Annotated in this window: 21 protein-coding genes, 3 pseudogenes and 1 other annotated feature; all 24 genes and pseudogenes read right to left on the bottom strand. The window is 41.5% G+C overall.

Going from position 1 to position 21,073, the window contains the following annotated elements:
* Window positions 1-63: 63 nt before the first annotated feature.
* Window positions 64-1,094 (bottom strand): annotated as a pseudogene (gene queA / locus PGRAN_RS09660) (tRNA preQ1(34) S-adenosylmethionine ribosyltransferase-isomerase QueA).
* Window positions 1,095-1,108: 14 nt separating this feature from the next.
* A pseudogene (gene ruvB, locus PGRAN_RS09655) lies at window positions 1,109-2,110 on the bottom strand (Holliday junction branch migration DNA helicase RuvB).
* A gap of 16 nt (window positions 2,111-2,126) precedes the next feature.
* Window positions 2,127-2,729: a Holliday junction branch migration protein RuvA gene (ruvA, locus tag PGRAN_RS09650; protein WP_036066778.1), complete on the bottom strand. Its 603-nt coding sequence runs from the start codon at window positions 2,727-2,729 to the stop codon at window positions 2,127-2,129.
* Window positions 2,730-2,855: 126 nt separating this feature from the next.
* On the bottom strand, window positions 2,856-3,794 hold the full coding sequence (locus PGRAN_RS09645; RefSeq protein ID WP_036066821.1) for an L-lactate dehydrogenase: 939 nt from the start codon (window positions 3,792-3,794) through the stop codon (window positions 2,856-2,858).
* Between the two features lie 77 nt (window positions 3,795-3,871).
* Entirely contained in the window at window positions 3,872-4,015 is a 144-nt protein-coding gene (locus PGRAN_RS16815) for a hypothetical protein (RefSeq protein ID WP_159101133.1), read from the bottom strand.
* A gap of 135 nt (window positions 4,016-4,150) precedes the next feature.
* A complete protein-coding gene (locus tag PGRAN_RS09640) occupies window positions 4,151-4,516 on the bottom strand; it encodes a DUF4064 domain-containing protein (RefSeq protein ID WP_036066777.1) in 366 nt (121 codons plus the stop codon).
* A gap of 78 nt (window positions 4,517-4,594) precedes the next feature.
* Window positions 4,595-5,320, bottom strand: a complete 726-nt coding sequence (locus tag PGRAN_RS09635; RefSeq protein ID WP_036066776.1) for a YebC/PmpR family DNA-binding transcriptional regulator — start codon at window positions 5,318-5,320, stop codon at window positions 4,595-4,597.
* A 131-nt stretch (window positions 5,321-5,451) separates the two neighbouring features.
* Window positions 5,452-6,309, bottom strand: a complete 858-nt coding sequence (pheA, locus tag PGRAN_RS09630; RefSeq protein ID WP_036066774.1) for a prephenate dehydratase — start codon at window positions 6,307-6,309, stop codon at window positions 5,452-5,454.
* 18 nt (window positions 6,310-6,327) lie between these two features.
* Entirely contained in the window at window positions 6,328-7,617 is a 1,290-nt protein-coding gene (gene obgE / locus PGRAN_RS09625) for a GTPase ObgE (RefSeq protein WP_036066773.1), read from the bottom strand.
* 238 nt (window positions 7,618-7,855) lie between these two features.
* Window positions 7,856-9,358, bottom strand: coding sequence for a glycerol kinase GlpK (glpK, locus tag PGRAN_RS09620; RefSeq protein WP_036066820.1), 1,503 nt, complete (start codon window positions 9,356-9,358; stop codon window positions 7,856-7,858).
* A gap of 25 nt (window positions 9,359-9,383) precedes the next feature.
* Complete coding sequence (locus tag PGRAN_RS09615; protein WP_036066770.1) at window positions 9,384-10,208, bottom strand: MIP/aquaporin family protein; 825 nt, start codon at window positions 10,206-10,208, stop codon at window positions 9,384-9,386.
* Between the two features lie 383 nt (window positions 10,209-10,591).
* Window positions 10,592-10,882, bottom strand: a complete 291-nt coding sequence (rpmA, locus tag PGRAN_RS09610) for a 50S ribosomal protein L27 (protein ID WP_036066768.1) — start codon at window positions 10,880-10,882, stop codon at window positions 10,592-10,594.
* 14 nt (window positions 10,883-10,896) lie between these two features.
* Window positions 10,897-11,217 carry a ribosomal-processing cysteine protease Prp gene (locus tag PGRAN_RS09605; protein WP_036066766.1) on the bottom strand — a complete coding sequence of 107 codons (321 nt, stop codon included), beginning with the start codon at window positions 11,215-11,217 and terminating at the stop codon, window positions 10,897-10,899.
* A gap of 21 nt (window positions 11,218-11,238) precedes the next feature.
* Window positions 11,239-11,547, bottom strand: coding sequence for a 50S ribosomal protein L21 (gene rplU / locus PGRAN_RS09600; RefSeq protein ID WP_036066764.1), 309 nt, complete (start codon window positions 11,545-11,547; stop codon window positions 11,239-11,241).
* Between the two features lie 12 nt (window positions 11,548-11,559).
* Window positions 11,560-11,637, bottom strand: a sequence feature (ribosomal protein L21 leader region).
* Between the two features lie 61 nt (window positions 11,638-11,698).
* On the bottom strand, window positions 11,699-13,051 hold the full coding sequence (locus tag PGRAN_RS09595; RefSeq protein ID WP_051998562.1) for a ribonuclease E/G: 1,353 nt from the start codon (window positions 13,049-13,051) through the stop codon (window positions 11,699-11,701).
* On the bottom strand, window positions 13,048-13,677 hold the full coding sequence (locus PGRAN_RS09590; RefSeq protein ID WP_036066760.1) for a hypothetical protein: 630 nt from the start codon (window positions 13,675-13,677) through the stop codon (window positions 13,048-13,050). The genes PGRAN_RS09595 and PGRAN_RS09590 overlap by 4 nt, the downstream gene beginning before the upstream one ends.
* A gap of 96 nt (window positions 13,678-13,773) precedes the next feature.
* Window positions 13,774-14,574, bottom strand: a complete 801-nt coding sequence (gene minD / locus PGRAN_RS09585; protein ID WP_036066759.1) for a septum site-determining protein MinD — start codon at window positions 14,572-14,574, stop codon at window positions 13,774-13,776.
* 2 nt (window positions 14,575-14,576) lie between these two features.
* Complete coding sequence (gene minC, locus PGRAN_RS09580) at window positions 14,577-15,254, bottom strand: septum site-determining protein MinC (RefSeq protein WP_036066757.1); 678 nt, start codon at window positions 15,252-15,254, stop codon at window positions 14,577-14,579.
* 119 nt (window positions 15,255-15,373) lie between these two features.
* Complete coding sequence (mreD, locus tag PGRAN_RS09575; RefSeq protein ID WP_036066755.1) at window positions 15,374-15,898, bottom strand: rod shape-determining protein MreD; 525 nt, start codon at window positions 15,896-15,898, stop codon at window positions 15,374-15,376.
* On the bottom strand, window positions 15,898-16,761 hold the full coding sequence (gene mreC / locus PGRAN_RS09570; protein WP_036066753.1) for a rod shape-determining protein MreC: 864 nt from the start codon (window positions 16,759-16,761) through the stop codon (window positions 15,898-15,900). Before mreC ends, mreD begins: the two co-directional genes overlap by 1 nt.
* An 80-nt stretch (window positions 16,762-16,841) precedes the next feature.
* On the bottom strand, window positions 16,842-17,855 hold the full coding sequence (locus tag PGRAN_RS09565) for a rod shape-determining protein (protein WP_036066752.1): 1,014 nt from the start codon (window positions 17,853-17,855) through the stop codon (window positions 16,842-16,844).
* A gap of 238 nt (window positions 17,856-18,093) precedes the next feature.
* A pseudogene (gene radC / locus PGRAN_RS09560) lies at window positions 18,094-18,769 on the bottom strand (RadC family protein).
* Window positions 18,770-18,787: 18 nt separating this feature from the next.
* The gene (locus PGRAN_RS17795; RefSeq protein WP_036066750.1) at window positions 18,788-19,531 is read right to left on the bottom strand and encodes a prepilin peptidase; all 744 of its coding nucleotides are present in this window, start codon (window positions 19,529-19,531) and stop codon (window positions 18,788-18,790) included.
* Between the two features lie 240 nt (window positions 19,532-19,771).
* A complete protein-coding gene (locus tag PGRAN_RS09550) occupies window positions 19,772-21,052 on the bottom strand; it encodes a bifunctional folylpolyglutamate synthase/dihydrofolate synthase (RefSeq protein ID WP_036066749.1) in 1,281 nt (426 codons plus the stop codon).
* Window positions 21,053-21,073 lie beyond the last annotated feature (21 nt).

Raw genomic sequence — 21,073 nt, 5'->3', positions numbered from 1 at the left:
ATCCACATCATAGCATATCTAAAAAAGCACTGAAAAACAAGTCTTTTCTAGTAAAAAAATAAATTAAGCATAAATAAACATCGCATCGCCGAAACTAAAGAATCGATATTCTTGCGCAACCGCATGCTCATATGCCGTCATAATTTTTGCACGATCAGAAAGAGCACTCACAAGCATAATTAGCGTCGATTTCGGCAAATGAAAATTCGTAATTAGCGCATCAACGGCCTTAAACTCATAGCCTGGCGAAATAAAAATATCCGTCCAACCACTATCTTCCCGCAGTTTTCCGTCAAACTTCGTGGCAATCGTTTCCAATGTTCGAATCGACGTCGTACCAACCGCAACGATTTTGCCACCGCTTGCTTTCACATCTGTCAAAACCTCTGCAGCATCTGCCGTTAAACGATAAAATTCGGAATGCATCTTATGATTAGCCGTATCTTCCACATCTACCGGCCGAAACGTTCCCAATCCTACATGCAAGGTCAAAAACACCACTTTCACACCTTTTTGGCGCACCTGTTCCAGCAAATCTTGCGTAAAATGCAAACCAGCTGTTGGCGCTGCCGCTGAGCCATTTTCACGAGCAAAAACAGTCTGGTAGCGATCCTGATCCGCCAACTGCTCCTTAATATATGGAGGTAGAGGCATTTCGCCTAACCGCTCCAAAATTTCATAAAAAATACCACTATATTCAAATTGTAAAATTCGACACCGTGTTCCAGCTCTTCTAAGCAACCCGCCGAAAGCTCGCCGTCGCCAAACTGAATACGCATCCCTTTTCGAATGCGCTTCGCTGGTTTCACAAGCGTTTCCCAAGCATCGCCTTCCGTTTGTTTCAGTAACAAAACCTCAATATGCGCGCCTGTTTCTGCTTTTTCTCCATGAAGCCGCGCCGGCAACACTCGCGTATCGTTCAAAACAAGTGCATCGCCAGCGTTCAGATGCTCCAAAATCGCTGGAAAATGCTTATCCTCGATCGCGCCCGTCTCCTTGTTCAATAACATCAACCGACTCGACGTCCGATCAAGTAATGGCGTCTGCGCAATTAATTCCTCTGGTAATTCAAAATCAAAATCCTCTACTCTCATCCCGACACACCTTTTCATTCACTTTTCGTTAATCCTAAATGCTCATATGCTGCATCCGTCACGAGTCTTCCGCGCGGCGTCCGCTGCAAAAAGCCAATTTGTAACAAATACGGTTCCTGCATATCTTCAATCGTTTCGCGTTCCTCACCGATACTCGCTGCAATCGTATCCAAGCCAACCGGTCCACCACGAAATGAGGCAATAATCGTCGTCAGCAATCGCTGATCAATCGTATCCAAACCACGCGGATCCACTTGCAAAAGCGTCAGCGCCTCACGCGCCAAACCTTCCGTCACTAACCCATCACTACGAACCTGGCAAAGTCACGCACTCGTTTTAGCAATCGGTTGGCAATCCGAGGTGTCCCACGCGACCGTCTCGCAATCTCAACTGCACCATATTTCTCCACTGCCGTATCCAAAATATCCGCCGTCCGCGTCACAATCTCCGTCAACTGCTCCTCCGAATAAAATTCCAAATGATCAATCACGCCAAACCGGTCTCGTAAAGGAGCCGATAACTGACCAGCCCGCGTCGTCGCTCCAATCAACGTAAACGGAGGCAAATCCAAGCGCACCGACCTCGCCGTAGGACCCGTCCCAATCACAATATCCAAGCAATAATCCTCCATCGCGGGATATAAAATCTCCTCAATCGAGCGATTCAATCGGTGAATCTCGTCAATAAATAGCACGTCCCCCCGGCTCAAGCGTCGTTAGTATCGTCGCCAAATCTCCAGGACGCTCAATCGCCGGACCACTCGTCGTACGCATCGTTGTCCCCATCTCATTCGCAATTACCATCGCAAGCGTTGTTTTCCCAAGCCCAGGTGGCCCATACAACAGCACATGATCCAGCGCTTCTTCCCGCTGTTTCGCCGCTTCAATAAAAACCGCTAAGTTGTGCTTCACTTTTTCTTGCCCAATATATTGCGCCAAGGTCTGTGGACGGAGACTTTTCTCGAAGGAAACTTCCTCTTGATTCACATTTTCACCAGAAACGATGCGGTCTTCCATATCACATTCCCCCTCCTTATTTCGTCATGAGCTGCAATGCCAATTTAATATACTCGTTGCTCGTCAACACTTCTTTTTCCAATTTAGGCAATACTTTTTTCAGTTCCCGCGTACTATAGCCCAAAGCCTCAAGCGCCAAAACCGCTTCCTCCAGTGCAGGCGGTAAACCATCCGATATATCCTTCGTCGCCTTTTGCACCGTAATTTGATCCGCCGCAACATCCGCCAGCTTCCCTTTCAGATCCAAAATAATCTGGCGTGCCGTCTTCTTCCCAACGCTTGGAAACTTCGTCAAATAAACATCATCCTCAGCCTCAATCGCCGAAATAAGCGGTACCGGATCGCCCGCAGCAATAATTGCAAGCGCACTCTTTGGTCCAATTCCCGACACACCGAGCAACTTCTTGAACAAATAGCGCTCCTCTGAAGTCTGAAATCCAAATAAGGAAATATTATCCTCACGCACATGTTGATATACATAAACTTTCGTCTCCTTGCCTTCCAAACTCGAGAAAGAAAAAGGATTTCCAGTAATAATTTGATAACCGATGTGACCTGTTTCGATCACGATATACTCCGGAGAAATATCCGTTACAATACCCTTAATATATTCATACAAAGAAAATGCCCTCCATCAAATAAAATTCACTCCTTCCATGATAGCATAAAAAAGAACATTTGTACTATCAAAAGTAAAACAAAAAGCCAGTATCTCATTTAAAAGACACTGACCTGTTTCGAAAAACTATCCGAGGTATTTAATATTATTCGCAATCACCGTTGCCGAGGCATCAAATTGCGCTTGTTCCACCTCATTTAATTGTAATTCAATAATTTCCTTAATGCCATCTTGGGCCAAAACAGCAGGAACTCCGATCGCGATACCGTGTTTGTCATACTCCCCATCCAACACACAAGAAACAGCCAAAGCGCGATGACTTCCACTAAAAATATTACGGCAAATTTCTACAATCGTGCCAGCAATACCATATTCTGTGCATCCTTTTTGATGGTAAATTTCAAAACCCGTGTCTCGTGCTCGCTCACCGATCGCTTTTAGATCAAACTCCGTCCCAAACTTTTCCTTACTGTAAGCATTGATCGACTTGCCATACACCGAAGAATGCGACCACACCGGGAATTGAGAATCGCCATGTTCCCCGAGAACAAACGCATCAATACTCTGCGGCGCCACATCCAACTGTTCTGACAACAACCGACGCAACCTCGTGGTATCTAGCCATACTCCAGTCCCAAGCACCCGATGTCTCGGCAATCCTGAGAGCTGCCAAACTTGATACGTAATAATATCTACAGGATTCGCCGCAACTAGAAAAATCCCTTCAAAGCCGTTTGCCATCATTTCCGGAACGATATTCGCAATAATCCGTGACGTACTTTTCAGCTCATCAAGTCGTGTTTGTCCTTCTTTCAAAGCACCAGCCGTCACTGTGATAACTGCAATATCAATATCCTGACATTCCTTCGCCTCGCGCACACTAATTTTCATCATGCCGTTCGTGAAAGCCGCCGCATCCGCCAAATCTTTGCGATGCCCTTCCACCCGTTCTGTATGCAAGTCAACGAGCACTAATTCCTCACAAATATTCTGGTTTACAAAGGCATGCGCTGCCGCCGAACCAACATTTCCAGCACCGATAATCATTACTTTTCTTGGTTTCAATCCAATCATCCTTTCCCTCCATCATTCCTGCTCTCATTTTACACAGAAGCGCTTCGAAAAGAAAGCAATAAAATTCACTATTTTTGCGTTGTCGACTTCACCAATTCCAATTGCACCACATTCGCACTCGCTGCCACGCCGTGTAATTGATACACAAAATAGCTACTCAAACCTAGCAATAATGTCCCTAAAATTGCACCCGTTATGATTAATTTTTTCATTCTTATCCGCTCCATTCATCTTATTTATAATCCTATAGTATCAAAAAGCAAGCCCCGATTCCTGCGATTTAGATGACTAAACCTTACAATTTTGACACAAAAAAACCTGCCTACATAAGTAAGCAAGTCATTGTTTTAAAAATCTTCGTATGATGGTTTACGAGATACACACATGATGCCTGAGATAAGTAGCAATGCTCCTGGTACGATCCATAAAAGCTGGATCAGAACAAAGCCGACACCACCGATAATGATTAAAATAATCCCCCAAACTTTCGGATTCGCTTTAATCAAACATGCCGCAACAATCGCAAATGCTGACATGAGGAATACTAACACACCTACAGCTAGCGCTCCGATCCCGAAGAAACCGTCTATATTTTCTAACGTGACCACTGATGCAGCTGTAATCGCCAAACCGACTAAAATCGTTGTTGCCGACGCAATGATTCCAGTAATCCCGCCAATTAATCCTAACACAAATTCTGCTGTTCTACTCATTAAGTTCTCCTTTATTATCGAGATTGACATACCTTTGCCTCAAGATTACACTAATATCTGTGCCCTGTAAAGTCCGCATTAATAACCAGCCGCGTTCGTGTACACTTCCTGTACATCGTCATCATCTTCCAAAGCATCCAACATGCGCTCAAACTGCTCTTTTTTGCCCTCATCAATCCCACTCGAAACCTGCGGAATCATCGATAGTTCTGCCGTCACAAATCTATAGTCAGCCGCTTGTAGCGCATCCTTAACCTCCGTAAATGCACCTGCCTCCGTATATACCTCAAAGGCCTCTTCACTTATTTCCACATCCTCTGCCCCAGCCTCAATTGCCTCTAGCATGAATGTATCCTCATCCACTTCCAGGCCTTCACGCACAATCACAATGTAGCCTCTCCGATCAAACATATAAGCGACACTTCCCGTCTCACCAAGACTGCCACCGTTCTTGTTGAACGCAACACGCACATTCGTCGACGTCCGATTCCGATTATCCGTCAACGTATGTACCAACACCGCAATACCACCAGGTCCATAGCCCTCATACGTAATTTCATCATAATGTTCCGCGTTTGCATTTCCAGATGCCTTATCAATCGCACGTTTAATATTATCATTTGGCATATTCACAGCCTTGGCTTTATCGACTACCAACCGTAACGACGCATTCGTACTCACATCCCCACCAGCCTTCGCCGCCACAAAAATCTCCTTCGCGAGCTTTTGAAAAACTTTTGCCCGCTTCGAATCTTGTGCATTTTTACGACCTTGAATGTTTTTCCATTTCGAATGTCCTGCCATCTCTGTTTCCCACTCCTTTTCAACCAATTCTTACCTAAAAGTCTAGCCTAGTTAGCGTGAAACTTCAATGAAAACGATAGAAAAAACACGCCAACACCATTTCGCGGTTTTTGACGTGATTCTACATATTCTTATTTTACTTTTACAGGAAGGCGATACACGTGATATGTACCTAGTTCTCGTGTGGTACCACCTAAAAGAGCGATTTCTTCTAGCGCATTTTGAACCAATTGTGCTTCGCCATCAGAAAGTAAGTCAATCAAGAAAAAGTACTCGCCGAGCGATGTTTTCAGCGGTCTTGACTCAATTTTGCTCATGTCGATGTTGCGCCAAGCAAATGTGGCTAACACTTTATGAAGCGCCCCTGGCATATTATTCGGCAAAATGACGCTAACTGATGTTTTTTCTTCCTCGCGATCTGGCAACGCAATCTGAACCGGATTCCGACTCAAAACGAGGAATCTCGTCTGATTCAGCTCGATATCTTGGGCATTTTCTTTCACAATCGCAAGCTCGTACTCCTCAGCCGCCATGTAAGGCGCAATAGCTGCTACAAGTTCCTCTGGATGCTTGCTTACCCATTCCGCTGCATACGCCGTAGAAGGGGTCGTCTCGCGCTCGACACCATACAGCTCCGTCTGCAAGAAAGTATGACATTGGGCAATAGCCTGTGGATGTGAGATCACTTTTTGTACAGATTGCCACGTATCTTTGTTATTCGGGTGGACCATGACATGTTGCGCAATCGGAACGACAATTTCTGCCACAATCGGCACGCTCGAAATATGAAATAAATAATCTAACGTAATATTGACCGTTCCTTCAAGCGTATTCTCAATGGGTACAACCGCCACATCTACGTCTCCCTTTTCAATCGCCATAATGCAATCAGGAATCGTCGTATAAGCGACTGTCTCCTCTTTTGGAAACGCGCTAATCGCCGCCGTGTGTGTGAATGTCGCAACCGGCCCCAAATAACCAACTTTCATACAAATGCCACCCCTTTATTAATCGATGAATTCAAACTCGAAGTCGAATAGGCGAACGATATCTCCATCCTCTGCTCCACGTTTACGCAAGGCATCATCGACACCCATTGCACGCAATTGACGAGAGAAACGTTGAATCGAAGCATCCCGCTCAAAATTAGTCATCGCAAATAATCGTTCTAACTTCTCACCACTTAATACATACGTACCATCCGAATCACGCGTAATTTCAAAATCAGGCGCTTCCGCTTGGTATTTATACAGTACTGTGTCCTCTTCTTCTTTTTCAAGCAATTCATCCAGTGGGAATTCCGCCGTTGTTTCCAATTTATCCGCAATCGTTAGTAACAAAGCATTTAGCCCTGTTTTCGTAACCGCCGAGATCGGGAACACAGGAATATCCTCTTGTAATTTCTCTTTAAAAATAGCCAACTGTTCTTCTGCGTCCGGCATATCCATCTTGTTGGCAACAATGATTTGCGGACGTTCCATCAAACGCAGATTATACTGTTCCAGTTCACTATTAATCGCTAAATAATCATCGTATGGAACGCGTCCTTCGGAAGCAGACATGTCAATCACATGCACAATAACACGCGTCCGCTCAATGTGACGTAAGAATTGATGACCTAGTCCAACGCCTTGGCTAGCACCCTCGATCAAGCCAGGTAAATCCGCCATAACAAAGCTCCGACCGTCACCTGTATCTACCATTCCTAAGTTAGGGACAATGGTTGTAAAATGATACGCCGCAATTTTTGGGCGAGCAGCAGAAACGACAGAAAGTAATGTGGATTTACCCACGCTTGGGAATCCTACTAATCCTACATCTGCAAGTACTTTCAACTCCAATTGAATCGTGCGCTCTTGCCCTGGCTCCCCATTTTCGGATAATTCAGGAGCAGGATTAGCTGGTGTTGCAAAACGTTTATTTCCACGTCCACCACGACCAGCTTTAGCGATTAACGCACGCTGACCATGTGCCACTAAATCCGCGATTACCTCGCCTGTATCAATGTCCGACACCACTGTGCCTTGAGGGACTTTGATCACTAAATCATCCGCGCCACGTCCGTGCATACTTTTACTCATGCCATGTTCCCCACGCTCTGCTTTAAAACGACGTTGGTAACGGAAATCAACAAGCGTACGCAATCCTTCGTCTACTTCAAAAACAACGTCACCGCCATTACCACCGTCACCGCCTGCTGGCCCACCATTTGGAACAAATTTTTCTCGACGAAATGCAACCATTCCATCCCCACCGTCACCGGCTCTTACATATATCTTGACTTGATCTATAAACATAATCATTCTCCCGTCCATTTTTATATCATCTGTTCATTATAACTAACTTTACTTGCATAGTCATCCTTTTTCGAAAATATTTTATGGTTTTGGAATTTATCACGTATAGAAAGAGCCTAAACCTTGTGGAAATGGTTTAGGCTCTTTCTATTTATATGGCGTCGTGTTAGGCCCTTCTGAATCCAACTTTGTGGTGGATATTTTGCTTTTTTAGAACCTCAATCATGAAACTGCATTCTCACTTGAATGCCTGTGCCGCTTTCACGGCTTTTTTCCAACCACCGTATAATGCAGCGCGTTCTTCTTCTTTCATCTCTACTTCAAACTTCTTATCTAGTTTCCAGTGCCTTTTGATTTCTTTTCTATCTTTCCAAACACCAACTGCAAGTCCCGCCAAGAAGGCTGCTCCGAGTACGGTTGTTTCCCGATTTTCAGGGCGCTCAACAGGGACATTCAAAATATCCGCTTGGAATTGCATCAGGAAGTCATTGGCACATGCGCCACCATCTACATGGAGCAATTTCAACTCAATGCCAGAGTCTTTTTCCATCGCATCCAACACGTCTTTCGTTTGGTAAGCTAGGGACTCGAGTGTCGCACGAATGAACTGCTCTTTCTCCGTTCCGCGCGTTAAGCCAAATACTGCACCACGCACGTCAGAATCCCAATACGGCGCACCTAATCCCACAAACGCTGGGACAACATAAACACCATCTGATGATTCAATCCGAGACGCGTAATTTTCTGAATCGCCGGAATGGCGCAACATCCGCATGCCATCGCGTAACCATTGAATCGCAGAGCCTGCCACGAAAATACTACCTTCTAGCGCATACTCAACTTTCCCATCGATGCCCCAAGCAAGTGTTGTCAGCAAGCCAGTATCTGATTTGACCGCTTTGTCACCCGTATTCATCAATAAGAAGCAACCAGTGCCGTACGTATTTTTAGCCTCACCTTTTTCAAAACAACCTTGTCCGAATAACGCGGCCTGTTGATCTCCAGCAATGCCTGCAACAGGAACTTCCTCACCAAAGAAATGATATGGTACCGTTGTGCCATACACCTCGGAAGATTGACGGACTTCTGGAAGCATCACTTTCGGAATGTTTAACATTTCAAGTAACTCATCATCCCACTGTAAATCATAAATGTTATAGAGTAGCGTCCGCGATGCATTCGAGTAATCTGTTACATGCGCCTTGCCACCCGTCAATTTCCAAACAAGCCACGTATCGATGGTTCCGAATAATAATTCCCCATTTTCCGCACGCTCCTGCGCACCATCCACATGATCCAAAATCCAACGCGCCTTCGTTCCTGCAAAATACGCATCGATTAGCAGACCCGTTTTATCGCGAACAATGTCATTATAACCGTCCTTTTTCAACTGGTTACAAATGTCCGCCGTTTGACGAGATTGCCACACGATAGCATTATAAATGGGGTTTCCCGACTCCTTCTCCCAGACCACTGTTGTCTCGCGCTGATTCGTAATCCCAATCCCCGCAATATCCTTTGACGAAATATTCGTCTTCAAAAGCACACCCGCAATCACCGCTAAAATGGACGCCCAGATTTCGTTCGCATTATGCTCCACCCAACCTGGCTTCGGAAAAATTTGTTCGAATTCCTTCTGTTCCACACCAATAATTTCGCCCGTTTCATCTACGATCATCGCTCTTGAACTCGTTGTACCTTGATCTAATGCTAAAATATATTTTTTTTTCCATTGGTAAATCCCCCTAAATGAGTATGGTATTCTCTTACATTTTGTCACGCTTTTTTGTTTTTTTGTCGAGTTGCATGGTGAAAATTAAAATTAAAAGGAATAGAGCTACAAATACCCATAGCCAAATTCCGAAGTCATCGTTGATAAGTGCATTATAGCCTAGCCCACCAAGTGCCCCACCAACAATCGGCCCTAAAACCGGAACCCATGAATACGACCAATCCGATCCACCTTTTCCAGCAATCGGCCACACAAAGTGCGCAATTCGCGGTCCAAGATCACGCGCTGGATTAATTGCATATCCTGTTGTTCCACCAAGTGACATCCCGATAACAACGATCAATCCACCAACAACTAGCGGATTCAAACCATCCGAAAAGCTATTAGCCCCAATTGACAGAAGTCCGAAAATCAGAATAAAAGTTCCCAACGCTTCCCCGAAAAAGTTAGATGTATAATGGCGAATCGCTGGCGCTGTGGAGAAAACGCCTAATTTTGTAGGTTTATCCTCTGTTTTTGCCCAATGCGGGTAGTAATGTAGCCATACTAATGTTGCCCCAATAAATGCTCCAATAAACTGCGCGGATATGTATGGGAAAACATCCGCCCATGGAAACTTCCCTGCTAAAGCCATTCCAATAGTAACCGCCGGATTTAAGTGAGCCAAACTCATATAACCAGACACATACACACCCATTGTTACTGCCAAGCCCCAAGCGATTGTAATGACAATCCATCCGCCAGCCTCAGCCTTTGAGCCTTTTAGTGAAACGCCTGCCACAACGCCACCACCAAATAATATTAGAATCATTGTTCCCAATAACTCCCCTAGAAACTGTGTGCCAATACTTGTGTCCATTTATTCCAACTCCTTTTGATTTTTGGTCTAAACACCCGCAACATAACACGCCCCTTGTTACAATCGCCCGTAAACCTTTCTGCATTTATTTCAAAAAAAGAATGACAATCAAAACTAAGACCTGCATAATAGCAGACTTATGGACGTTTTGATTGTCATCTCTTCTCCTGACAAATTTATTAACTTAAAGCTATTAAACCATATCAAGAAAACGCTGTCAACCCATTCGCCCCATCAGTTCGCTTGTGTTTTATTGCACTTGTCTAATGACTATACCCTAACATCCAGAGAGGATAAACATAGTTATACAGTAAAAGTACGGTTTAGTGTAAAGACTATTTTAGCGCAAAAAAAGAGACCCCCGAAAAGGTCTCTTCTCACTATTATGCTTCTTGTGCTACTGGATAAACACTAACTTTTTTCTTGTCGCGACCCATACGTTCAAAACGTACAATGCCGTCTGCTTTAGCGAAAAGAGTATCGTCGCCGCCGCGTCCAACGTTAGTTCCAGGATAAATTTTTGTCCCACGTTGACGGTAAAGGATAGACCCACCAGTCACAAATTGGCCATCAGCGCGTTTAGCACCTAAGCGTTTCGACTCAGAGTCACGTCCATTGGATGTAGAACCACCGCCTTTTTTATGGGCAAAATGTTGAATATCAAATTTTAACATGAAAATTCCACCTCCTACTTTTTGGAGTTAATCGTAATATAATCAGGATAGCTATACGCTAAAGATATCAATTGATGCTCCATGCCTTCCAGCAATATTTGAACATCCTCACTACCTCCTAATTCTTCAGGAACAGAATAATAAAGATAACCATCATCTTCTTCCATCACAGGTTCGACTCCCATTCTTTCACTTATAGCATTTACCATGCCAAAAGCAATTGACGTAGCCCCTGCACACACTAAATCAGCGCCTTGTTCAGCGAAATCCGCGTGTCCATCCATCTCAAAAGCAATGATTCGTTCCTCATGCCGAATAAAATCTACATGAATCATAAGTATCATCCCCTTTACAAATTAAGCGTTGATTGCATCAATCGTTAATTTTGTATAAGGTTGACGATGACCTTGTTTTTTGTGATAGTTCTTTTTAGGCTTATATTTGAAAACCGTCAATTTCTTAGCGCGACCTTGTTTTTCAACTTTAGCTGTAACAGTTGCACCTTCCACGAATGGAGCACCAACTTTAACAGCGTCACCACCAACAAAAACGACTTTGTCAAATGTTACCACGTCACCAACTTCACCTGCTAATTTCTCAACATAGATCTCTTGGCCCGCTTCAACTTTAACTTGTTTTCCACCTGTTTCAATAATTGCGTACATACTTGCACCTCCTCATATACTTAGACTCGCCATCATGAGGGGATTGTTAGAAACAATACTTAACCCTATTCTGAGCGGTTGTAGCATGGTGCGCTACAAACATAACATTAGAATGATACCATACAAAGAAAGCCCGTGTCAACAACTATTGTCAATGCTCCACTTGCGATATTCGATAAAAAGGTCGTACCTCATCCGCAATCATCCAATCGATATCCTCATCAAACGCAATTTCATCCAAAAAGGCATCCATCACGTCCATTGTTACCGTAACAGCCACATAAGATGGGTCACTCGCAAAAACGCCTCTAAGTTCCCGCTCCATCTGATAAATAAGCGTCTTTACAGAAGAAACATAGCCACTGCCTTCACACGTTGGGCAAGCACACTGCATTTCCTCAATAAGCGATTTATGTTTTTTGCGTCGCGTCAACTGCATCAACCCATTCTCAGAAAGCGCCTCTACTCGGACCGTTGTCTCATCCATATCCGCTAAACGCTGCATTCGCTCACGTAACATCTTTAACTGTTCACTACTCATCCCGCTAATAAAATCAATTAAAATGAAACCACTCATATTACGCAATCTCAACTGACGCCCAATTTCCTCGAGTACAGCTGAATTAATAGTAAAAGCTGTCTCTGTCGTTTCTTTAGCTGATTTAAAGTTACCCGAGTTCACATCGATAACCCACATTGCTTCTGTTTTTTCAATAACAATCGACGCGCCATTCTTCAAAAATACCGTCGGCCTGAGTAATCGGTTGATCGCTACTTCCAAATTGAATGCAGAAAAAATGCCTCCCTTTTCTCGAAAAAGAGTAACCTCTGAAAATTGTTGCTTTAAGTCTTGGCAAAGCGCCGCATCATCACAAAGGATCTCTGTGTTTTTGTTAACGAGCGCGTGGTTCGCTAGTATAGCGGCAACACTTACGCTGGCAGCTTTAATTTTACGATTAGAGCCCTTTGTCCGAGTTAAAATAGACGCCATTTCTTGACGCGCTTGAATGATATCTCCCTCGATTGTATCAGAATTCACAGTAGCGGCAATAGACCTTAATATAATCCCCTCATTCTCCAACAATAACGGAGAAACAAGCTGTTGTAGACGCTCTTTGTCCATTTCCCGTATCTTTTTAGAAATTGCCAAAAATGATTTGCCATAACTATATACAACAGAACCTTGCGAAACCTCAATAATGCCAGTAAGTAGCGGTGCTTTCGTTGCATTCCCCTCTCTTTTCACCTGAACAACTAGCTTTAATCCTTCATGCAATTGATACATTTCTGGAATATCTTGCAAATGAATAAAAGCATTCTCTTTGTGGCCTATGTTCACAAAGGCAGCGTTAATCTTAGGGTTAATCTTTGTAATCGTTCCTACATATATATCAGATACTTGCGGCTCATCCGTTGGCCTAATAATATCTATGCCGACAAGTGCCTTTTCTTCCATAAAAGCAATGCGCTTCTCTTTTCCTATAGCGTTAATTATAATTCTCAATGCCATGCCTCCTGGACACAATACTTTTTTACATTCCTATACCAAACAGCGATAGACGTCCTCGATACCCCATATTTATCTGCTAACTGTTGCTGATCAAAATCTTTTAACTCAGGGTAACCATTGACAATAGTAGCATATTCTACGGCACCGACGATCGATTTGTAGTTCACATTCCGTTTAATTGTAATGGGGTATACATCCAAAAAACGACGTAATAACTGTTCCGCTGCGATTTGAACCTCTGAATCATATCTAGACATTACCATTTCCAAATAAGAAAATGCTTCCTCTTGTTTGAATGGCGCTTTCCTCATATCTATCGCCGGTTCCTCTAGATACTCATTAATTGCTTTCTCCCATGCCAAGATCTCGCCTGTTTTAATATTATATGCGTCCGCAATTTTTCCAATAAAGGCTTGCTTATCTTTTTGCATCAGATACATGTAGTTAGCTGTCGCAACAACCGATCTAACCTCATCCTTTGTCAACCCATGAACCCCACTAAATACATGATGGGCAATATCTATATATGCTTGCTGGTCTTGTTTCTCCGTTGGCAATGGATTTTTATCCTTATAGGGCTTCAAAATTCGATATGTGTCCTCTAGCTTCCATTCATCCATGAAAATTCCTCCTGTAGCAAAAAAGCTGGTTACTAACAGAGACATCAACGTCTCCATTAATAAATCCAACTTTTATTTTCTGTGTCTCACACTTTATCAATTTCCACCAAATAGATGCTTCAAACGACTGAAAAAACCTTGTTTCTGCTCATCAATAGACATCAATGGAATAGATTCTCCCAAGAGTCTCCGAGCGATATTTCTATATCCAATGCTCGCTTTATTGTTTGCTTGCATCGAAACTGGTTCCCCACTATTGGAAGAACGGATCACTTCATCGTCGTCAATAATTATTCCGATCAGTTCGATAGACAAGTGTGTTGTTATCTCATCGATATCCATCACATCTCCGTTACGCATCATTTGCGTCCTGATTCGATTAATAATCAATTTCGGCGCTTCTATATCCTCTTGTTCAAGCAACCCAATAATTCGGTCCGCATCACGAACGGCGGATATTTCTGGTGTCGTAACAACTAATGCTCGATCAGCTCCAGCAACAGCATTCTTGTATCCTTGCTCAATCCCAGCAGGACAATCAATCAGAATAAAATCATAGTCCGGCTTCATTTGACTGATCAATTCTTTCATTTGTTCCCCTGTAACAGCACTTTTATCCGTCGTCTGAGCTGCCGGTAGCAAGAACAATAAGTCCTCAAAACGCTTGTCCTTAATGACTGCTTGATGCAATTTACAACGACCTTCCACCACATCTACAAGATCATAAATAATCCGATTTTCTAAACCCAATACTACATCCAAGTTTCGAAGTCCGATATCCATATCGACTAAGCACACTTTCTTGCCTTGCAATGCAAGCGCTGTACCAAGGTTGGCAGTTGTAGTCGTCTTACCAACGCCACCTTTTCCTGAAGTTATAACTATAGCCTCACCCATGTTTATTGCCCTCCTTGAAAATTAGAAATTTCCGGTCTAATTTTTCTTAGTATATGTAAGCTATCAATTTTGAGCTCACTTTTGTCATCTATATATGCAGTCAATATATTTTCCTCTATCCGCTCCTTGCTACTCTCATCATCAAAACCATGGATCTGATCAGCAATACGAATTTGCGATGGGTACTGAAATTTCCCAGTCACAACTGCCTTTATATCCCCTTCAAAGCCAGCATGGATAATTCCTTTAACATTACCTAAGATAAAGATGTTTCCTGTAGCTCGAATGGCTCCCCCAGGATTAACATCCCCAACAAGTAATAAATCACCTGGAACATTGATAATTTGACCCGAGCGAACTATCGTGGCAAGTGAAAAAATCTGCTCCTCTTCTTTCCACTTCTTCGCGTCTTGCTTGCTCATTACATTACTCGTAAAGCCACTGACTTCCATCACACTATTTTCTTGAATAATAGATTTAATACTATGTTCTTCAGCTTCTGTAAAAAGACGATTCCCTATATGTACTTGAACAGCTAACTTTTGATCCTGAGATACTATCTTCTGCTGTTCCTTAAGGTGCTGTAGTAATCCTTCTTCCAATTCGACAAGACTCGCTGTATCACTCAAAAAGATGCTAATGCCATCTTTTGTCCCTTTTATTTGAACATATTTTTTCAATCAACCTTCACCTCACAGCTCGTTTAGTTTAGAATACAAAAGATACTCTTCTATCATAATAAAACTATATCAGTCTGTAAAGCGCTTTGTAAGCAAACAGACTGATATCAACCCTCATTCTATTTTCCATCACTCTGCTTTAATTTCAAGAGAAAACTTCTAAAGGGAAAGAATGCAATTAAAAAGAAAGCAAGGTTTAGCAAAATCGTAGTCCATAGTCTTTGATCCACAAAAGAAGACAATGTCATGTCAGTCACTCCAATTAGCACATAGAAACCATATACTAAGCTCTCTGTGAGAATTACATTAAAGACTACTACCAAACCTACCAAAGCAATGTTATTCTGTAATACCTTCATAAACTTATCCGTCAAATACACTACGAGTGGGAAAATGGCAAAATAAATACCTAAAATACCAGTATAGTATATATCAAAAACCATTCCTAAAACGAAAGCGTAGATTAATGTAATATTTCTATTATAAAAAGTGGCCATTAACACCAACATAACGATAAGAAAATGAGGAATAAATAATCGTTGTTCACCAAAGAAAGCTTGACTAAACAAAAGGCTTGAAATACCTTCCAAAATGAAAACTGCGATTGCAATAAGTGGTAGCGCAACTACTTTTCTCATATTCATCAGGATCCAGTTCCTTCCGAGTTATCACCTTCCAATGTACGCTTCAATACGATTACATGACTCAAATCGTATAAATCCGCTCCTGGCTTAACAAGAGCCGTTTGCGACAACCCCATCTTATCGGTTTCGACTTTCTCAATCGTTCCAATAAAGATATCCGATGGAAAAATACCACCAAGACCAGATGTGACAACTTTTTCGCCTTTAGTGAACTTCTGATCCACAGGTAATTGTTTCATCTCCAATAACCTCTGCTCTGAATCATAGCCATTGATAATGCCATATGCGGCCGCCTTACCTTGTACGATAGCCGAAATTCGATTCCTATCATCCGTTGAGCTAAGTAATTTCACTGTGGAAGATTTCGCACCAGTTTTCGTGACTTTACCTATCATTCCCTCTGGTGTGCGAACAGCCATATTGGGCTTCACACCGTCCACAGAGCCTTTATCAATTTGAATTTGTGTATTCCAATTATCTGGATTCCTTGAAATAACCGTCGCATTGATCGGGTCGTAATCACTTAAATCTGCTTCAATATCCAATGATTTTTTCAACTCTGCGTTTTCTTTGCTTAAATCTGCCACTTTACTTTCAAGTTGCGCCAATTCTTCTAAACGTTTTTTCAGATGTTCGTTCTCAGTGTATGTGTTTCTCAAGTCTTTTGCCCCATCAAAAAATCCTGCAATAAAACCAACTGGCTTAGAGACTATGTTCTCTCCAAAACCTGCAACATCTTTTACAAATTGCTCTGGCCAAGATGCTTTACTCTTTCCACTCAGTGAATATCCAACCAATGCCACTAAAACAATAATGGATACCAACAAGATAATTAAACGTTTATTTAAGAAAAACTGCGGCATAATGAACACCTCATCTCGTCAATCCTCTTCTTTACAACTGTGTTATAGGTCCTGATTCCACCAAAAACAGGTAAATTACATCAGTTCATTTTTTTCTTTTTATACAAATCCATGTTCTCTAGTGATTTACCTGTTCCTATCGCAACACAATCAAGCGGATTTTCTGCAATAATTACTGGCATCTTTGTTTCTTCTGCAATAACAGAATCCAAGTTGCGAAGAAGTGCTCCACCACCAGTTAAAACGATTCCTTTATCCATAATATCTGCTGATAATTCTGGAGGCGTATTTTCTAAAGTACTCTTTACTGCATCAATAATGGACGCTACAGTATCTGCCAATGCTTCACTTATTTCTTCTGGAGAAATTTCAATCGTTTTTGGTAACCCTGTAACCAAATCACGACCACGAATACTAAATGGAGCCAAGCCAAGATCGACCGGATCAGCAGAGCCGATTTCCATTTTGATTGTTTCAGCAGTACGATCTCCGATTAACAAATTGTATTTCTTGCGAATAAAATTGATAATCGCATCATCCATGTCGTCTCCAGCAGTACGTTCAGAGCGACTTGTTACGATACCACCTAATGAGATGACAGCAACTTCTGTCGTTCCACCGCCAATGTCTACTACCATACTCCCGGTAGGATCCCAAACTGGAAGGCCCGCACCGATTGCTGCTGCAAATGGTTCTTCGATTGTATATGCTTCTTTAGCCCCAGCTTGACGTGTAGCATCTGTCACGGCGCGTTTTTCAACACCAGTTATTCCTGAAGGTACGCAAATCATAACACGTGGCTTACTAGCACTTGCCCCTTTGCTCGCCTTTTGGATATAATATTTCATCATCGCAGCAGTTGTATCATAATCTGCGATAACACCATCTTTCATAGGACGTATAGCAACGATATTTCCTGGAGTTCTACCAATCATGTTCTTCGCTTCACTACCGACTGCAACGATTTCTTGTGTATCTTTCTTCATCGCAACAACAGAAGGCTCTCTTAAAACAATACTCTTACCTTTCATGTATACTAAAGTGTTTGCTGTTCCCAAATCAATTCCAATATCTTTATTACCAAATCCAAACATTTATTAATCTCCTTTTCTCTTCTTAATTATCACTTTGTTCATGATTGCTGTCTCTCTATTAACTCTATATAGTTATTAAATTCCCAGCCCCAAAGATTTTTTATAATAATCAGGTAGGCTGATATCCCTCAGTGTTTTATGTAAAAACAGATACACATAAACAACCATCTTATTATAACATAACTAAGAAGAACAGACATTAATTTTTGATGAGATACATAAAATATTTATCTTTTCTTTAGAAATATCCCTCCTGTTTTAAACTTGTAAATGAATTATGGCCAATGATAATATGGTCAATCAAAGGAATACCTAGTAAATCGCCGGCTTTTTTCAATCGTTTTGTAACCGTAATATCTTGATGAGATGGGCTTGCATCCCCAGATGGATGGTTATGAAAACACATGACGCTCGCAGCCGAATGTTTCATTGCCTGTTTAAAAATCTCCCTTGGATGCACAACACTACTGTTCAAACTTCCAATAAAAAATTGTTTCACGATGAACTAATTTATTTCTCGTACTCAAAAATATGCAGTGGAAGTGCTCTTGTGATAATAAGCTCATCTCTTGCATAACCAAATCTGCCCCATCTTGAGGTCCTCTGATGACAGGGAATTCTAACTTTTTTTGTTGTCCAATACGTTTACTTATCTCGATTGCAGCAAGTACTTTAGCTGCTTTCGCAAGCCCAATGCCTTTTATCTGCATTAACTCCTGTAATGATGCCTCTCGCATCTCAGATATGTCTACAAACTTTGAAATCACTTTATTAGCAAGATCAACAACTGATTCTGTTTTACTACCTGTTTCAAGAATAATAGCGAGTAATTCTGCATTGGACAAACTAGAGACTCCCTTTTTCTGAAGTCTTTCACGTGGTTTTTCAGTATGCGACATTTCTCTTATGAACATGATCCTACCTCCTCTTTTTCAACGATGGAAGATAAACTCCCAGAAATAATCACTTATAAAAGGGCTACACAAAAAGCCTACCAGTATAAATGGAACAAAAGGTATCTTCTTCGCCTTTAGTTCCTTCTGAAACATATAGGCCACCCCGATTAAGGTTACTCCAGAAAATACAGCTATCACAAAAATAAATAATGCTTCTTTAAGGCTGAGCAGAAAGCACAGAAGTATTAATAATTTTATATCACCAAACCCAAATCCTCGCCTAACAAGAAAGTATGTCCCTAAGAAGATAACAAACCCCATAAATAATTGATATAATTGGTCTGAAAGCATATCCCGATTTGTTAAGCCATAAAAGCCCGCAAAACTGAGGAAATAAACCAATAATATGAGATTTGGTATGTGAAGATAGAATATATCACTAACATACAAAATTATAAGCAACGAAAAAATAAATACGTGTACGTAAAAGGAGTAATTAAATCCATACACTGAATATAGAGTGCAAATAAATATTGGTGATAATAACTCCACAATAAAATACGTCCTGCTCATCCGTTCATTACAACAATTAGAGCGCCCCTTAAGAATAACGAAAGACATAACTGGGATCATATCTATTGCTCGTAGCTTTTTTCCACAATGATCGCATTCTGATGATTTTCTGAAAAAAAATGGCCTTCTAATCGGATAATTAGAACCCACAACATGTAAGAATGACGCCAAAATTAAACTGTACGTTGATAAAATTAAATAAACCATGATATACCTCCAATCACTTGGCTCTCAATATATCATGGTACAAAATAACTGTCACATTAGTATAAAGCGTTTTTCAGTAGAATCAATCCCCTGAAAAAAGGGTTTTATCTAAGGGGAAATGATGATTCCTTCCAAAAGAAAGCGTTTAAAAACTTTTTAATTAGTATTTTACAACTAATTGAAATCTAGCTAGAATAAGAAAAAGACTCTTTAAAAGAGCCCTTCCAAACCATATATACGTCAAATGTGTAACATGTACTTTCTTATTTCTGAAATAAAGTATAAAGAGCCAGTAATAAGTATTATTTCTTCAGATTTATTTAGCCAGCTATTTAATTCACCCTCCCAATACTCAACCGGGACAACATTATTAGACTTTGCAACTCGTTCTACTTCATCTCTTGATAAAGCTCTTGGATAATCAAATGTAGTTATATATACCTTTGAGTTTTCGATTTCTTTTAATAGCCCAATCATTGCTGTAAACTCCTTATCCTTCATCGCTGTAAACAGGACTTTGATGGCTCTTCCGTCAAACATTTTACTGGAATGCACCAAAGCAATAATTCCTTCTAGGTTATGCGCGCCATCTAGATAAACTATAGGCGAGTCCTTCACTTTTTCCATACGTCCCGGCCAACTGGCTTTTCCAATACCTTGTTTTATGTGTTTATTGGTAATTGTAAACCACTGTTCTTTAAGTAACTCTAATGTTTGTATAGCTACAGCGGCATTATTTAGCTGGTGATCTCCTAGCAACCCAACTTCTATACCGGCAAGCTCATCGATTTGCGTACAGTAAGTAAACCTATTATCCCCTTCTTTTTGTACATGGAAATCAGTATCCAGTTGATATATATCCGCGTGAAATTCCGTCGCTCTTTTTTTATATAGACTTCGGATTTCCGGCTGTAACACACCACTAACTATTGGGACGCGTTGTTTAAAAATACCCGCCTTTTCTAGTGCAATGCTCTGTAGGGTATCCCCTAAAAACTCCATATGGTCCATACCTATTGTTGTAACAACAGAGACTAGTGGTACGATAACATTGGTTGAATCCAACCTACCACCCAAGCCTACCTCGACAAGCCCAATATCAATCGTTGTGTAATCGGCAAAGTAAAGAAACATCATGACAGTAATGATTTCAAACTCAGAGGGATGGCCAAGATCCGTTTGATCGAGTTCATCTGCTAATGGTTTAATCTGATTACAAAGCGTGACAATCATATCATCACTTATTGGGATCCCATTCATGCTAATTCGCTCATTAAATGTTTCAATATATGGAGAGGTAAAAGTTCCCACGCTATAACCTGACTGCTCTAAAACATTGCGGATAAACGTCAATGTTGAGCCTTTTCCATTTGTTCCAGCGATATGAACCCATTTATTCTTTTTTTCTGGATGATTAAGCTTTGTTAACATCCACTCCATTCGCATAAGCCCTGGTTTAATACCCATTCGTAACGTGCCATGAATCCATTCTAGCGCTTCCGTATATTCTTTAAAAAGCATATATGATTTCCTCCCTATGCT

The sequence above is a fragment of the Listeria grandensis FSL F6-0971 genome, assembly GCF_000525835.1.
GTDB classification, from domain to species: domain Bacteria; phylum Bacillota; class Bacilli; order Lactobacillales; family Listeriaceae; genus Listeria_A; species Listeria_A grandensis.
This window is presented reverse-complemented; position numbering and strand designations above follow the sequence as displayed.

What these genes read in the sequence shown, in the direction of transcription:
- PGRAN_RS16815 (WP_159101133.1), bottom strand. Translation starts at nt 4,015, where the DNA reads ATGAAAAAATTAATCATAACGGGTGCAATTTTAGGGACATTATTGCTA.
- PGRAN_RS09640 (WP_036066777.1), bottom strand. Translation starts at nt 4,516, where the DNA reads ATGAGTAGAACAGCAGAATTTGTGTTAGGATTAATTGGCGGGATTACT.
- PGRAN_RS09635 (WP_036066776.1), bottom strand. Translation starts at nt 5,320, where the DNA reads ATGGCAGGACATTCGAAATGGAAAAACATTCAAGGTCGTAAAAATGCA.
- pheA (WP_036066774.1), bottom strand. Translation starts at nt 6,309, where the DNA reads ATGAAAGTTGGTTATTTGGGGCCGGTTGCGACATTCACACACACGGCG.
- obgE (WP_036066773.1), bottom strand. Translation starts at nt 7,617, where the DNA reads ATGTTTATAGATCAAGTCAAGATATATGTAAGAGCCGGTGACGGTGGG.
- PGRAN_RS09615 (WP_036066770.1), bottom strand. Translation starts at nt 10,208, where the DNA reads ATGGACACAAGTATTGGCACACAGTTTCTAGGGGAGTTATTGGGAACA.
- rpmA (WP_036066768.1), bottom strand. Translation starts at nt 10,882, where the DNA reads ATGTTAAAATTTGATATTCAACATTTTGCCCATAAAAAAGGCGGTGGT.
- PGRAN_RS09605 (WP_036066766.1), bottom strand. Translation starts at nt 11,217, where the DNA reads ATGATTCATGTAGATTTTATTCGGCATGAGGAACGAATCATTGCTTTT.
- rplU (WP_036066764.1), bottom strand. Translation starts at nt 11,547, where the DNA reads ATGTACGCAATTATTGAAACAGGTGGAAAACAAGTTAAAGTTGAAGCG.
- PGRAN_RS09590 (WP_036066760.1), bottom strand. Translation starts at nt 13,677, where the DNA reads ATGGATGAATGGAAGCTAGAGGACACATATCGAATTTTGAAGCCCTAT.
- minD (WP_036066759.1), bottom strand. Translation starts at nt 14,574, where the DNA reads ATGGGTGAGGCTATAGTTATAACTTCAGGAAAAGGTGGCGTTGGTAAG.
- mreD (WP_036066755.1), bottom strand. Translation starts at nt 15,898, where the DNA reads ATGAATATGAGAAAAGTAGTTGCGCTACCACTTATTGCAATCGCAGTT.
- mreC (WP_036066753.1), bottom strand. Translation starts at nt 16,761, where the DNA reads ATGCCGCAGTTTTTCTTAAATAAACGTTTAATTATCTTGTTGGTATCC.
- PGRAN_RS09565 (WP_036066752.1), bottom strand. Translation starts at nt 17,855, where the DNA reads ATGTTTGGATTTGGTAATAAAGATATTGGAATTGATTTGGGAACAGCA.
- PGRAN_RS17795 (WP_036066750.1), bottom strand. Translation starts at nt 19,531, where the DNA reads ATGGTTTATTTAATTTTATCAACGTACAGTTTAATTTTGGCGTCATTC.
- PGRAN_RS09550 (WP_036066749.1), bottom strand. Translation starts at nt 21,052, where the DNA reads ATGCTTTTTAAAGAATATACGGAAGCGCTAGAATGGATTCATGGCACG.